The sequence below is a fragment of the Pseudomonas sp. OST1909 genome, from assembly GCF_015277575.1.
Taxonomy (GTDB): domain Bacteria; phylum Pseudomonadota; class Gammaproteobacteria; order Pseudomonadales; family Pseudomonadaceae; genus Aquipseudomonas; species Aquipseudomonas synxantha_A.
Genome location: NZ_CP063780.1, coordinates 1,078,017 through 1,092,204, shown reverse-complemented (window position 1 = coordinate 1,092,204; position 14,188 = coordinate 1,078,017). Strand labels below are relative to the sequence as shown.

Here is a 14,188-nt window from a genome sequence, read left to right as displayed (position 1 = left end):
ACCCCTAACCCAACCGATTTCGCAGCGCCGCGACGACACTGTAGGTCTGGTCCTTAACCCGCCCAGCTGGGTCTTGCAGAGTCAAGGAGATACGCACACTACGTACCAAAGAACTGTCAGCCGGATGGCTGTCGTAACGCACCACAACCGTTGATGCAGGTTCAGCCGCCAAGCCAAAACTGATGTCGAATGCCCGCACGTTATCAATCAGTACCGCCTTTGCCGGTGCTGCCGGAGTACTGACCTTCAACTGGCCCGATTCATAGGTGTACGTAAGCTGGCGTACGCCAAAGCGGATCAGGCCAGGTGCGGCGGCAGGCGCTGCCCCCTCATACGCATGGGCCGTCTCCTTGCAGTCGGACAACACCGTCCAGTCGGGCTTGCCAGCGCCGTCACCGACGTGCGCGGTGACCAGCGTCAGCGACCTTGAACTTCCCGACGCGTCCCAGCTTATCGGTCGGTCGAAGGCGGCCGGGGCGTTGTCGATAACGGTGGCTGCCAAACATCCCAACATGCCTGCCTGACGAATGTCCTGTGTGATCTTGCCCAGGGCAAGCCGCGCATCATCCTGCAGCACCATGGCGGCCTGCTGGCTGTCGTGAGTCAATCGTGAACTTATGAGCACCTGACTCACCCCCAACACCAGCACCAGCCCGACGGCGAGTGCGAGCAACAACTCCACCAGGCTGAAACCTCGGGCATGGCGATTCATTGCAAGGCTCCCTGCTCACTGGTGACTCGGCTGGTCAGCGTGAAGGTTTCCCGTGCTCCTGGGGTGCCTGCTGAGCGGCGATCCTCCCAACTGATGCTGATGGTGACCTCATGCCCGCTTACCGCCACGGAACCCTTGGCATCCTTGCCAGCAAAACCAATGATATTGGCCTCGAAATCGTGCAGGTCCAGGTCGCGCACACTGGCGGCCGAAGTGTTGGGCGGCCCCGACTCGTCCCTCCCCCACGTGTAATCCGCACCAGCATTGGCGCGAATTCGGTCGAGCATGTCGTAGGCGATAAAGCTGGCTTGGCTGATCATCCTGGCGCTGTCGGTGTACTTGAGCGCGTTGAGCTGAAGCATTGCAGCGCCCATCAGGCCGACAGCCAGGATCAACAGCGCTATCAGCACCTCGATCAGCGTCATGCCGGATTGGTGCCGATGCGCGGTACGCAGAAAAAATCGATTCGGGCGGGCAGGCATTACCGTCGTCATCCATGTCGAAGGCCGGAAAAAAGCAGGCAAACCCTGCTGTGCGATCCAAGACTAGCGGCGGATTTCGAGCAGCGCTGCTGCCGGAACAAAGGGAAATACTTTGGACATAAAGGCCATCACCCAGCATTCGGGGCCAGGCGCTATACCTAGGTCTGCAGCTCGAAGATTCACTCGCGTCCACGGAGGGAACGCACATGTCACAACGAGGGTTCACCCTGATTGAAATGCTGCTGGGGCTGATCGTCACCAGCTGTCTCGCGCAATTGGCCGTACCCGGTTTCAAAGGTTTGCTTGAATCGCAGCAACGACAAAACGTGGCCCAATCACTTGCCGCCGGGCTGCGTTACGCGCGCATGGAGGCCATCACACGCAATCAGGCGGTGGTCATTCATGCAAACGACAGGGACTGGAGCCTGGGGTGGCGCGTGATACTGGATGCCAGTGGACGCGGCCATCAGGACGACGACAACCCGGTGCTGCTGGAGCGCCAGGGCGATGGTCGCGTGCCAGTGGCAGGTAATGGCCCGGTCACGGACCAGGTGCGTTTCAGCGGCTTGGGAGAACCGGTTTTCGCCGGCGGAGGCTTCCGTGCCGGCACCGTGCATGTGTGCGACACGAGCCAGGCACAGAGCCTGTATCAGATCGTGCTGGCCCCCAGCGGTCGCATCAGTCTGCGCAGTGACAAGACCGAGCAGGCATTATGCCGAGCCGATGCCGGCATTGTTGGCGTCAGAGCAGCGAGCGGACCCGCAGTTCCTTCGGCATCGAAAACGTGATGTTCTCTTCACGACCTGCCAGCTCATCGGCGCCAGTAGCGCCCCAGGCCTGCAACTGCTGGATCACGCCGCGTACCAGCACTTCCGGTGCGGAGGCGCCTGCCGTGATGCCGATACGCTCGACACCATCGAACCAACTGCGCTGCATGTCTTCGGCACCGTCGATCAGGTACGCCGGCGTAGCCATGCGCTCGGCCAGTTCACGCAGGCGGTTGGAGTTGGAGCTGTTAGGGCTGCCGACCACCAGCACTACGTCACACTCATTTGCCAGTTGCTTGACCGCATCCTGGCGGTTTTGCGTGGCGTAGCAGATGTCGTCCTTGCGAGGGCCGCCAATGGCCGGGAACCGCGTGCGCAGGGCATCGATTACGCGGCTGGTGTCGTCCATGGACAAGGTGGTCTGGGTCACGAAGGCCAGGCGTTCCGGATTGTGCACCTGCAAGTTGGCGACGTCTTTCTCGTCCTCGACCAGGTAGATAGCACCGCCGTTGCTGGCGTCATATTGGCCCATGGTGCCTTCGACTTCCGGGTGACCGGCGTGGCCGATCAGGATGCACTCACGACCGTCGCGGCTGTAGCGCGCCACTTCGATATGCACCTTGGTCACCAGTGGGCAGGTGGCATCGAACACCTTGAGGCCACGGCCTGCCGCTTCGGTCCGTACAGCCTGGGAAACACCGTGGGCACTGAAGATGACGATCACGTCGTCGGGCACCTGATCGAGTTCTTCGACAAAGATCGCCCCGCGCGCGCGCAAGTCTTCGACCACAAATTTGTTATGGACGACTTCATGGCGCACATAAATCGGCGGCCCGAAGACTTCCAGGGCGCGATTGACGATTTCGATCGCCCGGTCCACGCCGGCGCAGAAGCCACGGGGGTTGGCGAGTTTGATTTGCATGCTGTGCCTCGTGTATTGCAGCCACATTGAGTCGATTTGACACTGACTCAACCGACAATGGAGATCAAAGGTGGGAGGGGGCTTGCTCCCGATACAGGTATATCAGTCTGCACATTTAGCTGATACACCGCTATCGGGAGAAAGCCCCCTCCCACATTTTAGACCGCGTACGGTCGGTTACAGCGCTTTGACGTCGATAATCTCGACGTCAAAGGTCAACGTCTTGCCGGCCAACGGGTGATTGAAGTCGATGGTCACTTGCGCGTCATCAAATACTTTCACCACGCCAGGCAATTCAGTGTTCGCCGCATCATTGAAGATCACCAGCAAGCCTTCCGACAGGTCCATGCCTTCGAACTGCGAACGCGGGATGATCTGCACGTTTTGCGGGTTGGGCTGGCCGAAGGCGTTTTCCGGCAGGATCTGCAGGGTGCGCTTGTCACCGGCCTTGAAGCCGAACAGCGCCGCTTCAAAACCCGGCAGCAGGTTGCCGTCGCCAACCTTGAAGGTCGCCGGCGCTTTGTCGAAGGTACTGTCGACCGTGTCGCCATTCTCCAGGCGCAGTGCGAAATGCAAAGTGACTTCCGTGTTCTGGCCGATGCGTTGCTCAGCCAATACCTGATCAGTCATTGACGGTTTCTCCGGTTTTCTTGCTCTTGAACATATCCAGCGCCAGCATGATTGCGCCGACGGTGATGGCGCTGTCGGCAAAGTTGAACGCCGGGAAGTAGTGGCGGTTCTGCCAATGCACCAGGATAAAGTCGATCACATGGCCGAGGGCAATGCGGTCGTACAGGTTGCCCAGCGCACCACCCAGCACCAGGGCCAAGGCGATCGCCAGCCAGGTGTCATCACGGCCCAGGCGTTTGAGCCAGACCACGAGTACCGCACTGACCACCACGGCGATCAGGGCGAACAGCCAGCGCTGCCAGCCGCCACTGTCAGCCAGGAAGCTGAAGGCGGCGCCGGTGTTGTAGGCCAGGGTCCAGCTGAAGTAATCCGGGATCACCACAATTTGCTGGAACATTTCCAGGGAGCCCTCGAAGTGAGCCTTGCTGACCTGGTCAATGACCAGGACCAGCAGGCTCAGTACGAGCCAGCCCAGACGTCCGAAACGACTGGCTGCATTAGGCATAGTGGCGAACCTCGCCTTCACCGCTGATGTTGTCGACACAACGACCGCAGATTTCCGGGTGCTCAGGGTTCACGCCGACGTCTTCACGGCAGTGCCAGCAACGAGCGCACTTGGGGAAGGCCGACTTGACCACTTTGAGCTTAAGGCCAGGCACCTCGGTAGCCACCGCATCTGCCGGAGCCTGGGTAAACGGCGCCAGGCTCGCGGTAGAGGTGATCAGCACGAAGCGCAGCTCGTTGCTCAGCTTGGCCAGGTCGGCGGTCAGGCCGTCCTCGGCAAACAGGGTGACTTCGGCTTGCAGGTTGCCACCCACGGCCTTGGCGGCACGCTGGACTTCCAGTTCCTTGTTCACCGCAACCTTGACGGCCATCACGCCTTCCCAGTACTCGCGGCCCAGTTCGAAGTCGGCCGGCAGTTCGGTCAGGCCTTCGTACCAGGTGTTGAGCATGACGGACTCGTTACGCTCGCCCGGCAGGTACTCCCACAGTTCGTCAGCGGTGAATGCCAGGATCGGTGCGATCCAGCGCACCAGCGCTTCGCTGATGTGGTACAGCGCGGTCTGCGCCGAACGGCGCGCCTTGCTGTTGGCGCCAGTGGTGTACTGGCGGTCCTTGATGATGTCGAGGTAGAAACCGCCCAGCTCCTGCACGCAGAAGTTGTGGATCTTGGAGTAGACGTTCCAGAAGCGGTATTCGCCGTAGTGCTCCTGCAACTCGCGCTGCAGCAACAGGGTACGGTCCACAGCCCAACGGTCGAGGGCGAGCATGTCTTCGGCCGGCAGCAGGTCGGTAGCCGGGTTGAAGCCGGTCAGGTTCGACAGCATGAAGCGTGCGGTATTGCGGATACGACGGTAGGCGTCGGCGCTGCGGGCCAGGATCTGGTCCGACACGGCGATTTCACCCGAGTAATCGGTGGAAGCCACCCACAGGCGCATGATGTCGGCACCCAAGGTGTCGTTGATCTTTTTCGGCTCGATCACGTTCTTCAGCGATTTGGACATCTTGCGGCCCGTCTCGTCGACGGTGAAGCCGTGGGTCAGCAGTTCGCGGTACGGCGCATGGTTGTCGATGGCGCAACCGGTGAGCAACGACGAGTGGAACCAGCCACGGTGTTGGTCCGAACCTTCCAGGTACAGGTCGGCACGCGGGCCGGTCTCGTGGCCCATCGGGTGTGAACCACGCAGCACATGCCAGTGAGTGGTGCCCGAATCGAACCACACGTCGAGGGTGTCGCTGATCTTGTCGTACAGCGGCGCTTCGTCGCCCAGCAGCTCGGCAGCGTCCAGCTTGAACCAGGCTTCGATGCCTTCCTGCTCGACACGCTGGGCCACGACTTCCATCAGCTCGACGGTGCGCGGGTGCAGCTCACCGCTTTCCTTGTTCAGGAAGAACGGGATCGGCACGCCCCAGTTGCGCTGGCGGGAGATGCACCAGTCCGGACGATTGGCGATCATCGAGTGCAGGCGTGCCTGGCCCCAGGCCGGGACGAACCGGGTGTCTTCGATGGCCTTGAGCGAGCGTACACGCAAGGTGTCGCCGCTGGTCGGCTCTTTGTCCATGCCGATAAACCACTGCGCCGTAGCGCGGTAGATCAGCGGGGTCTTGTGACGCCAGCAATGCATGTAGCTGTGCTGGATGGCGGCGGTTTGCATCAACGCACCGACTTCACGCAGCTTTTCGATGATCGGCTGGTCAGCCTTGAAGATGAACTGACCACCGAAGAACTCGAGCGAAGGCACGTATACGCCGTTGCTCTGCACCGGGTTGATGATGTCGTCGTTGACCATGCCGTACTTCTTGCAGATCACGAAGTCGTCCACGCCATAGGCAGGCGAGCAGTGGACAATGCCGGTACCCGAACCCAGCTCGACGTAGTCAGCCAGGTACACCGGCGACAGACGGTCATAGAACGGGTGACGGAAGTTGATCAGTTCCAGCGCGGAGCCGGTGGCGGTGGCGATCACCGAGCCTTGCAACTCGTAGCGGGCAAGGCACGACTCGACCATTTCTTCGGCCAGCACCAACAGGCGATCACCGACATCCACCAGGGCGTAGGTGAATTCCGGGTGCACGTTCAGCGCCTGGTTGGCCGGGATGGTCCACGGGGTAGTGGTCCAGATCACGATGGCAGCCGGCTTGGCCAGGCTTGCCAGGCCGAACGCCTCGGCCAGCTTGGCCTCATCGGCAATCGGGAAGGCCACGTCGATGGTCGACGACTTTTTGTCTTCGTATTCGACTTCCGCTTCGGCCAGGGCCGAACCGCAGTCAAAGCACCAGTTCACGGGCTTGAGACCCTTGAACACGAAGCCGCCCTTGACGATTTCAGCCAAGGCACGGATTTCACCGGCCTCGTTCTTGAAGTTCATGGTCTTGTAGGGGTTGTCCCACTCGCCCAGCACGCCCAGGCGAATGAATTCGGACTTCTGCCCTTCGATCTGCTCGGTGGCGTAGGCACGGCAGAGTTCGCGGGTCTTGTCCGCGCCCAGGTTCTTGCCGTAGGTCACTTCGACTTTGTGCTCGATCGGCAGGCCATGGCAGTCCCAGCCCGGAACGTACGGCGCGTCAAAGCCCGACAGGGTTTTGGAGCGCAGGATCATGTCCTTGAGAATCTTGTTCAGCGCATGACCGATATGAATCGTGCCGTTGGCATAAGGAGGGCCGTCGTGCAGGACGAATTTCGGACGATCCTTGCCAATTTCGCGCAACTTTCCGTACAGGCCAATACTGTCCCAGCGCTGCAGGATCTGCGGTTCGCGCTGTGGCAGGCCGGCCTTCATTGGGAAGGCGGTGTCCGGAAGGTTTAGCGTGGCTTTATAGTCGGTCATTTAAGGCTCTTCGGTTAGCGATGGGCGCTAGGTGCGGCTAGTGCACGGGCGGCGGCGACATCCGCATTGATCGCCGTTTTCAACGCCTCCAGGGAGGCGAAACGCTGCTCTTCACGCAGCTTCTGGTGGAAAACCACCGTCAAACGCCGGTCGTATAAATCACCGGCAAAATCCAAAAGGTGAACTTCCAGGTGGGCCTTGCCATCACCTGCAACCGTGGGCCTGACGCCTATATTGGCGACTCCCGGCCACGATTGGCCGTCGATGTCGACGCTGACCAGGTAAACCCCGGTCAACGGTACACGACGGCGCTTGAGTTGCACGTTGGCAGTTGGCGTGCCCAATTGGCGCGCCAGCTTCTGGCCGTGCAGTACCCGCCCGGCAATGCGGAACGGGCGACCGAGCAAACGCTCGGCCAGGTCGAAGTCGGCGGCAGCCAGGGCGTTACGCACCTGGGTGCTGCTCACGCGCAGGCCGTCCAGTTCGACGGTTTGCGCGGCTTCGACGGTAAAACCCTGGTTGACGCCAGCATGTTGCAGGAAATCGAAGTCCCCGACCCGGTCACAACCGAAATGGAAGTCGTCGCCGACTTCCAGGTGTTGTACACCCAGGCCGTCCACCAGGATGCGGTCGACGAACTCGGCGGCGCTGAGGCTGCGCAAGCGCTGGTTGAAAGCCAGGCAGAGGACGCGGTCCACGCCCTCCTCCGCCAGCAGTTGCAGCTTGTCGCGCAAGCGCGCCAAACGGGCCGGCGCTGTTTCCGGGGTAAAGAACTCCCGCGGTTGTGGCTCGAAAATCACCACGCAGCTGGGCACACCCAACTCGACCGCACGCTCGCGCAACCTTGCCAGGATAGCCTGGTGGCCACGGTGAACACCGTCAAAGTTGCCAATAGTGGCGACGCAGCCCCGATGCTCGGGGCGCAGGTTGTGGAGACCTCGAACCAGCTGCATAACGCGCTTCTTGCTCATAAAGTGGTCGATTATAACCACACCCGGCCCCGGACGACAGGCAACAGCGCAGGCCAAATGGGTCGAATCGATAAAACAATCGTTTTATCGCGGCAAAGTCTCTATCCCAGCGACTTGCGATTGAAATCGCGCAGGCGGAAACCCTGCAACAGCAACATCCCGAAGTACACCACCACGCCCGCCACCACCAACACGCCCAAGCGCATAAAGCGCTCCAGCATATCGCCATCGCCCCAGGCCGGCATCACGTGCATCAAGCCCACCAGCACGGCGGACATCGCAGCCACCGCCACGAGCAACTTGAGGGTAAACATCCCCCAACCCGGCTGTGGTTGATACATCTGCTGTTTGCGCAGTTGATAAAACAGCAGGCCAGCATTGATACAAGCTCCGGCACTGATCGCCAGCGCCAGCCCGGCATGGGCCAAAGGACCGATAAATACCAGGTTGAGCAGTTGCGTGACAATCAGCGTGAAAATCGCGATTTTCACCGGCGTACGGATGTTTTGCTGCGCGTAGAAGCCCGGTGCCAGCACCTTGATCACAATAATGCCGAGCAGGCCGACAGAGTAGGCAACCAGCGCGTGCTGGGTCATCAAGGCGTCATGCGCATCGAATTGCCCGTATTGAAACAGCGAGACCGTCAGCGGCTCGGCCAGGATTCCCAGGGCCAAGGCGCACGGCAACACCAGCAGGAAGCACAGACGCAGGCCCCAATCGAGAATGCGCGAATACTCCTGACGATCCTTGCTGGCGTAGGTGCGTGCCAGGGTGGGCAGCAGGATCGTGCCCAATGCCACGCCAAGCACACCGGATGGCAACTCCATCAAGCGGTCGGCGTAGTACATCCACGATACCGAGCCGGATACCAGCAACGAGGCAAACGCGGTGTTGATGATCAGGGAAATCTGACTGACCGATACCCCGAGTATCGCCGGCAGCATATTGCGCATCACGCGCCAGACGCCGGTGTCCTTGAGGTTCAGGCGTGGCAGTACGAGCATGCCGATTTTTTTCAGGTGCGGCAGTTGGTACAGCAACTGCGCCAGGCCGCCGGCCAGGACCGCCCAGCCCAGGGCCATGACGGGCGGATCGAAATACGGCGTAAGGAACAGCGCAAAAATAATCATGCTGACGTTCAGCAAGGTCGGCACAAAGGCCGGTACCGAGAAACGATTCCAGGTATTGAGGATCGCCCCGGCGAGCGAAGACAGGGAAATCAGCAATATATAAGGAAAGGTCACCCGCAGCAGATCAGTGGTGAGCGCAAACTTTTCCGGCGTATTGGCAAAACCGGGCGCCGTGGCCCAGATCACCCAGGGCGCGGCGAGCATCCCGACGATGGTTACCAGCATCAGTACCAGCGTCAGCAAACCCGAGACGTAGGCGATGAACGTACGAGTCGCCTCCTCACCATGCTGGGTCTTGTATTCGGCCAGAATCGGCACGAACGCCTGGGAAAACGCGCCTTCGGCAAAGATCCGTCGCAGCAGGTTTGGGAGTTTGAAGGCAATAAAGAAGGCATCCGTGGCCATACTGGCGCCAAAGATGCGCGCCAGCAGAGTGTCACGCACAAACCCCAAAACCCGGGAGATCATCGTGATAGAGCTGACCGCAGCCAACGATTTGAGCAGATTCATTGAAAGAGTTTGCGCCTATAGATAAAGAGCAGGCGAACAAAGCGCCCACTTATGCGATACTGCGCGCCTGCAACAGCACAGAGCCAAAGCTCGCGAGTTTACAGGTCAAGCGCCGGAAATAAATCACCCGCCTCTTCAGATCGACCACTCAGCAGTTCGCATCAGCCGCCCTTGACAACCCATCAAGTCATCGGCATGATTCGCGGCCTATTTTGTTTGCTATTTCCTAAAAAGTCTTTCGAGGAGCTCGACGGTGGCCAACACACCTTCCGCCAAAAAACGTGCAAAACAGGCTGAGAAGCGTCGCAGCCACAACGCCAGCCTGCGTTCCATGGTTCGTACCTACATCAAGAATGTAGTTAAAGCCATCGACACCAAAGACGCTGAAAAAGCTCAAGCTGCTTACGTTCTGGCCGTGCCAGTTATCGACCGTATGGCCGATAAAGGCATCATCCACAAGAACAAGGCCGCTCGCCATAAGAGCCGCCTGAATGGCCACATCAAGGCTCTGAGCGTTCCTGCTGCAGCCTAAGTGGTAACAACTGCCACGCAGCCCAGGTTGCGTAACAGTTAAGAAATGCCCCGTACCGAAAGGTCCGGGGCATTTTTGTATGTGCCTGAAAACACGCCCAACAACTGTAGGAGCGAGCTTGCTCGCGAAGATCGTTAACGATGACGCGGGAAGCCTGGCGCCCAGCAGAGTTCTCAGGTTTTTCGCGAGCAAGCTCGCCCCTACAAGGAGTTGACCGGGAATATTCTCAGGGCAAAAAAAACGCCCCGAACCAGTCGGGGCGTTTTTGCTACCGATTGATCAAACCACAATCAATGGTGATGACCGCCTTCACCGTGGACGTGGCCGTGAGCCACTTCTTCCTGGGAAGCATCGCGGATTGCAACGATTTTCACCTGGAAGTTCAGGCGCTGGCCAGCCAGAGGGTGGTTGCCGTCGACAGTCACATCATCGCCGTCCAGGTCACGGATGGTGACGATCTGCATTTGGCCGTCCGGCGCGGAAGCGTGAAACTGCATGCCCACTTCCAGCTCGTCAACGCCTTCGAACATGCTGCGGCTCAACGTGCTGACCAGCTCGGCGGAGTATTCGCCGTAGGCATCTTCAGGTTCTACGGCAACGGTCAGTTCGTCACCGACGTTCTTGCCTTCCAGGGCTTTTTCCAGGCCTGGGATGATGTTACCTGCGCCTTGCAGGTAGACCAGCGGCGCGCCGCCGGCTGAGCTGTCGATGACCTCACCAGCGTCGTTGGTCAGGGTATAGTCGATGGAGACAGCCTTGTTAGCGGCGATCGTCATGGGGCGAGACCTTTTGCATAAGAATGAAGAACGGACAAGTCTAAACAAGGATTTGTCCGAAAGCGAACAGAACCCGGACAGACGGGGCCGACCAACGGTCTCGACGATCACCGGATTCCGCCAGGACGAAGACCTGCACTGGGTTGCCGAGCTGTCCTGCGGCCACACCCAGCACCTGCGCCACCAGCCACCGTGGCAGTCGCGCGCCTGGGTCCTGGACCCCGCGCAACGCCTTGAAAAAATAGGCCAACCCTTTGCGTGCGGCTGGTGTGCGCAAGTGCGCGAATAACGATAACCTTGACGCCTGATTCGCGGTAGGCGCCCATGCATAGGGCGCCACCCAAGCCATGCACCTCCAGAGAATTCGCATGCAGACTTTTTTTATCGCGCCCACCGATTTTGGTGTGGGTCTGACCTCCATCAGCCTTGGGCTGGTGCGCACCCTGGAACGGGCCGGCCTTAAAGTCGGCTTCTTCAAACCGATTGCCCAGCCACACCCGGGCGATACCGGCCCGGAGCGCTCCACTGAGCTGGTGGCACGTACCCACGGCCTGAAGCCACCACACCCCCTGGGCCTGGCCCATGTGGAGCGAATGCTCGGCGACGGCCAACTCGATGAGCTGCTTGAAGAAATCATCACCCTGTATCAGCAGGCCGCCGTAGGCAAAGACGTGCTGATCGTCGAAGGCATGGTGCCGACCCGCAGCGCCAGCTACGCCGCGCGGGTCAACCTGCACCTGGCCAAGAGCCTGGATGCGGAAGTGATCCTGGTCTCGGCGCCGGAGAACGAAGTGCTCACCGAGCTCTCTGGCCGGGTGGAATTGCAGGCCCAACTGTTCGGCGGCCCCAAAGACCCGAAAGTATTGGGCGTGATCCTCAACAAAGTGCGCACCGACGAAAGCATGGAGGCATTCTCGGCGCGCCTTAAAGAGCACTCGCCGTTGTTGCGCAGCGGCGATTTCCGCCTGCTTGGCTGCATCCCCTACCAGCCCGAACTCAATGCCCCGCGCACCCGCGATGTCGCCGACCTGATGGGTGCGCAGGTCCTCAACGCCGGCGACTATGAAACCCGGCGCATGACCAAGATCATCATTTGCGCCCGTACCATGCGCAACACCGTAGAACTGCTCAAGCCCGGCGTCCTGGTGGTCACCCCCGGCGATCGCGACGACATCATCCTCGCCGTCAGCCTGGCCGCGATCAACGGCGTGCCACTGGCCGGGCTGCTGCTGACCAGCGACACCCTGCCCGACCCGCGCATCATGGACCTGTGCCGCGGCGCCTTTCAGGCCGGATTGCCAGTATTGTCAGTGAGCACCGGCTCGTACGATACCGCCAACCAGCTCAATAGCCTCAACAAGGAAATCCCCATCGATGACCGCGAGCGCGCGGAGATCATCACCGACTTCGTCGCCAGCCACCTCGATGCACGCTGGCTGCACCAGCGTTGCGGTACGCCACGGGAGATGCGCCTGTCGCCGGCGGTGTTCCGCTACCAGTTGATCCAACGGGCCCAGGCCGCCAACAAGCGCATCGTGTTGCCCGAGGGCAGCGAGCCGCTGACGGTGCAAGCCGCCGCCATCTGCCAGGCCCGAGGCATTGCCCGCTGCGTGCTGTTGGCCAAACCGGAGGATGTCGAAGCGGTCGCCCGTGCCCAGGGTATCGAGCTACCCGAGGGGCTGGAGATTCTTGACCCGGACCTGATTCGCCAGCGCTATGTCGAGCCGATGGTTGCCTTGCGCAAGACCAAGAGCCTCAACGCCCCCATGGCCGAGCAACAGCTGGAAGACACAGTGGTGATCGCCACCATGATGCTCGCCCTGGACGAAGTGGACGGCCTGGTCTCCGGCGTCATCCACTCCACCGCCAATACCATTCGCCCGGCCCTGCAACTGATCAAGACCGCGCCGGGCTGCACCCTGGTGTCGTCGGTGTTCTTCATGCTGTTCCCCGAGCAGGTGCTGGTATACGGCGACTGCGTGATGAACCCGCACCCGAGCGCCGCAGAACTGGCGGAAATCGCCCTGCAAAGCGCCGACTCGGCCGCCGCGTTCGGCATCACGCCACGCGTGGCGATGATCAGCTATTCCAGCGGTGATTCGGCCAGCGGCGAAGAAGTGGAAAAAGTCCGCGAAGCCACCCTGCTCGCCCACGAACAGCAAAGCTCGCTGCTGATCGACGGACCGCTGCAATACGACGCCGCCGCCAATGAAAGCGTGGCCCGGCAATTGGCGCCCAACAGTCAGGTGGCGGGCAAGGCTACGGTGTTCGTGTTCCCCGACCTGAACACCGGCAACACCACTTACAAAGCCGTGCAACGCAGCGCCGATTGCGTGAGCCTGGGGCCGATGCTCCAGGGCCTGCGCAAACCGGTCAACGACCTGCCGCGCGGCGCCCAGGTAGACGACATCGTGTACACCATCGCGCTGACTGCGATCCAAGCCGCCAACCGACCTATGGATATCTAAATGCTGGATTTTCTACCTGCCGCCGTACGCGGGGTGATCGCTTCGCTGTTGCTGGCGCTGAACACGATCCTGCTGTGCTCGTTCCTGTTTATTGTCGCGCTGTTCAAGGCACTGCCCTTCGCCAAGCGCTTCAGCGAATGGCTGATGAACCACACCCACGAAGCCTGGGTGACCAACAACAAAGGCTGGATGAACCTGGTGCGCCGCACACGCTGGCACCTGAGCGGCCTTGAAGGCCTGGACTATCAGCATTCGTATCTGGTGACCAGCAACCACCAGAGCTGGGTCGATATCATGGTGCTGCAATACGTGCTTAATCGGCGCATTCGCCCGCTGAAGTTTTTCCTCAAGCAAGAGCTGATCTGGGTGCCGGTGATTGGTTTGGCGTGGTGGGCACTGGGCTTTCCGTTCATGAAGCGCTACACCAAGGCTTATCTTGAGAAGCACCCGGAAAAGAAAGGCAAAGACCTGGAAACCACCCGCAAGACCTGTGCGAAGTTTCGCGACAACCCCGTGGGGATTTTCAACTTTGCCGAAGGCACACGGTTTACACCGGGCAAACATGCGCAGCAAAACTCCCCATTCCGCTATTTACTCAAGCCCAAGGCCGGCGGTATTGCGTTTGTGCTGGATGCCATGGGGGAGCAGCTCAAATCACTGGTGAATGTGACCATTCACTACCCTGCCGGGCGTCCCGGCTATTGGGATTTGCTGTGCGGGAATGTGAAGGAGGTGGTGGTGCAGTTTGAAGAGGTGCAGATCCCGGCTGAATTCATTGGCAAGAATTATGAGCAGGATGGGGAGTACCGGTTAGCGTTCCAGGGCTGGATCAACCGGTTGTGGGAAGACAAGGATGCGTTGCTGGAGCAGTTGCACAAAGACTTTCCAGCCAGCCGCTGATCAACATGTGGATGCAATTCAATGTGGGAGCTGGCTTGCCTGCGATAGCGGTGGATCAG

The 14,188-nt window shown here is 60.2% G+C and carries 14 protein-coding genes and 1 pseudogene; 6 read left to right on the top strand and 9 right to left on the bottom strand.

Going from position 1 to position 14,188, the window contains the following annotated elements; genetic code table 11:
• Nucleotides 1-4: 4 nt before the first annotated feature.
• The gene (locus IH404_RS04755; RefSeq protein WP_005784656.1) at nucleotides 5-712 is read right to left on the bottom strand and encodes a prepilin-type N-terminal cleavage/methylation domain-containing protein; all 708 of its coding nucleotides are present in this window, start codon (nucleotides 710-712) and stop codon (nucleotides 5-7) included.
• The gene (gene pilV / locus IH404_RS04750) at nucleotides 709-1,194 is read right to left on the bottom strand and encodes a type IV pilus modification protein PilV (protein WP_194440039.1); all 486 of its coding nucleotides are present in this window, start codon (nucleotides 1,192-1,194) and stop codon (nucleotides 709-711) included. The genes IH404_RS04755 and pilV overlap by 4 nt, the downstream gene beginning before the upstream one ends.
• 206 nt (nucleotides 1,195-1,400) lie before the next feature.
• Here pilV and IH404_RS04745 point away from each other — a divergent pair, with 206 nt between their 5' ends.
• Nucleotides 1,401-1,982: a GspH/FimT family pseudopilin gene (locus IH404_RS04745; protein ID WP_005784654.1), complete on the top strand. Its 582-nt coding sequence runs from the start codon at nucleotides 1,401-1,403 to the stop codon at nucleotides 1,980-1,982.
• On the opposite strand, the gene ispH is transcribed toward IH404_RS04745, so the two are convergent.
• The 6 genes from ispH to murJ form a co-directional block, all read right to left on the bottom strand.
• Entirely contained in the window at nucleotides 1,936-2,883 is a 948-nt protein-coding gene (ispH, locus tag IH404_RS04740) for a 4-hydroxy-3-methylbut-2-enyl diphosphate reductase (RefSeq protein ID WP_005784653.1), read from the bottom strand. The genes IH404_RS04745 and ispH overlap by 47 nt on opposite strands.
• Before the next feature lie 177 nt (nucleotides 2,884-3,060).
• The gene (locus IH404_RS04735) at nucleotides 3,061-3,498 is read right to left on the bottom strand and encodes a peptidylprolyl isomerase (RefSeq protein ID WP_194440645.1); all 438 of its coding nucleotides are present in this window, start codon (nucleotides 3,496-3,498) and stop codon (nucleotides 3,061-3,063) included.
• A gap of 7 nt (nucleotides 3,499-3,505) precedes the next feature.
• Nucleotides 3,506-4,018, bottom strand: coding sequence for a signal peptidase II (gene lspA, locus IH404_RS04730; RefSeq protein ID WP_005784650.1), 513 nt, complete (start codon nucleotides 4,016-4,018; stop codon nucleotides 3,506-3,508).
• Complete coding sequence (gene ileS, locus IH404_RS04725) at nucleotides 4,011-6,842, bottom strand: isoleucine--tRNA ligase (RefSeq protein WP_194440038.1); 2,832 nt, start codon at nucleotides 6,840-6,842, stop codon at nucleotides 4,011-4,013. The genes lspA and ileS overlap by 8 nt, the downstream gene beginning before the upstream one ends.
• Nucleotides 6,843-6,856: 14 nt before the next feature.
• Nucleotides 6,857-7,795: a bifunctional riboflavin kinase/FAD synthetase gene (gene ribF, locus IH404_RS04720; RefSeq protein ID WP_003188404.1), complete on the bottom strand. Its 939-nt coding sequence runs from the start codon at nucleotides 7,793-7,795 to the stop codon at nucleotides 6,857-6,859.
• Nucleotides 7,796-7,914: 119 nt separating this feature from the next.
• Complete coding sequence (gene murJ / locus IH404_RS04715) at nucleotides 7,915-9,453, bottom strand: murein biosynthesis integral membrane protein MurJ (protein WP_194440037.1); 1,539 nt, start codon at nucleotides 9,451-9,453, stop codon at nucleotides 7,915-7,917.
• Between the two features lie 253 nt (nucleotides 9,454-9,706).
• Between murJ and rpsT the strand changes: the two genes are divergently transcribed.
• Together rpsT and IH404_RS27755 are read left to right on the top strand one after the other, a co-directional pair.
• The gene (gene rpsT / locus IH404_RS04710; RefSeq protein WP_003188401.1) at nucleotides 9,707-9,985 is read left to right on the top strand and encodes a 30S ribosomal protein S20; all 279 of its coding nucleotides are present in this window, start codon (nucleotides 9,707-9,709) and stop codon (nucleotides 9,983-9,985) included.
• A gap of 79 nt (nucleotides 9,986-10,064) precedes the next feature.
• Nucleotides 10,065-10,190: pseudogene (locus IH404_RS27755) on the top strand (outer membrane lipoprotein carrier protein LolA); the annotation flags it as partial.
• Nucleotides 10,191-10,275: 85 nt separating this feature from the next.
• Here the strand turns inward: IH404_RS27755 and IH404_RS04705 are convergent.
• The gene (locus tag IH404_RS04705) at nucleotides 10,276-10,761 is read right to left on the bottom strand and encodes a peptidylprolyl isomerase (protein ID WP_003188398.1); all 486 of its coding nucleotides are present in this window, start codon (nucleotides 10,759-10,761) and stop codon (nucleotides 10,276-10,278) included.
• Here IH404_RS04705 and IH404_RS04700 point away from each other — a divergent pair.
• The 3 genes from IH404_RS04700 (at nucleotide 10,760) to IH404_RS04690 (ending at nucleotide 14,129) form a co-directional block, all read left to right on the top strand.
• Nucleotides 10,760-11,050 (top strand): DUF3565 domain-containing protein, encoded by a 291-nt coding sequence (locus IH404_RS04700; protein WP_157264111.1) that lies wholly within the window; start codon nucleotides 10,760-10,762, stop codon nucleotides 11,048-11,050. The genes IH404_RS04705 and IH404_RS04700 overlap by 2 nt on opposite strands.
• 79 nt (nucleotides 11,051-11,129) lie before the next feature.
• Nucleotides 11,130-13,229, top strand: coding sequence for a phosphate acetyltransferase (pta, locus tag IH404_RS04695; protein ID WP_194440036.1), 2,100 nt, complete (start codon nucleotides 11,130-11,132; stop codon nucleotides 13,227-13,229).
• Complete coding sequence (locus IH404_RS04690; RefSeq protein ID WP_005784643.1) at nucleotides 13,230-14,129, top strand: acyltransferase; 900 nt, start codon at nucleotides 13,230-13,232, stop codon at nucleotides 14,127-14,129. It abuts the gene before it with no gap.
• Nucleotides 14,130-14,188: the final 59 nt, after the last annotated feature.

Coding starts and splice junctions, on each gene's coding strand:
- IH404_RS04755 (WP_005784656.1), bottom strand. CDS start 712: ATGAATCGCCATGCCCGAGGTTTCAGCCTGGTGGAGTTGTTGCTCGCA.
- pilV (WP_194440039.1), bottom strand. CDS start 1,194: ATGCCTGCCCGCCCGAATCGATTTTTTCTGCGTACCGCGCATCGGCAC.
- IH404_RS04745 (WP_005784654.1), top strand. CDS start 1,401: ATGTCACAACGAGGGTTCACCCTGATTGAAATGCTGCTGGGGCTGATC.
- ispH (WP_005784653.1), bottom strand. CDS start 2,883: ATGCAAATCAAACTCGCCAACCCCCGTGGCTTCTGCGCCGGCGTGGAC.
- lspA (WP_005784650.1), bottom strand. CDS start 4,018: ATGCCTAATGCAGCCAGTCGTTTCGGACGTCTGGGCTGGCTCGTACTG.
- ileS (WP_194440038.1), bottom strand. CDS start 6,842: ATGACCGACTATAAAGCCACGCTAAACCTTCCGGACACCGCCTTCCCA.
- ribF (WP_003188404.1), bottom strand. CDS start 7,795: ATGCAGCTGGTTCGAGGTCTCCACAACCTGCGCCCCGAGCATCGGGGC.
- murJ (WP_194440037.1), bottom strand. CDS start 9,453: ATGAATCTGCTCAAATCGTTGGCTGCGGTCAGCTCTATCACGATGATC.
- IH404_RS04700 (WP_157264111.1), top strand. CDS start 10,760: ATGGGGCGAGACCTTTTGCATAAGAATGAAGAACGGACAAGTCTAAAC.
- IH404_RS04705 (WP_003188398.1), bottom strand. CDS start 10,761: ATGACGATCGCCGCTAACAAGGCTGTCTCCATCGACTATACCCTGACC.
- pta (WP_194440036.1), top strand. CDS start 11,130: ATGCAGACTTTTTTTATCGCGCCCACCGATTTTGGTGTGGGTCTGACC.
- IH404_RS04690 (WP_005784643.1), top strand. CDS start 13,230: ATGCTGGATTTTCTACCTGCCGCCGTACGCGGGGTGATCGCTTCGCTG.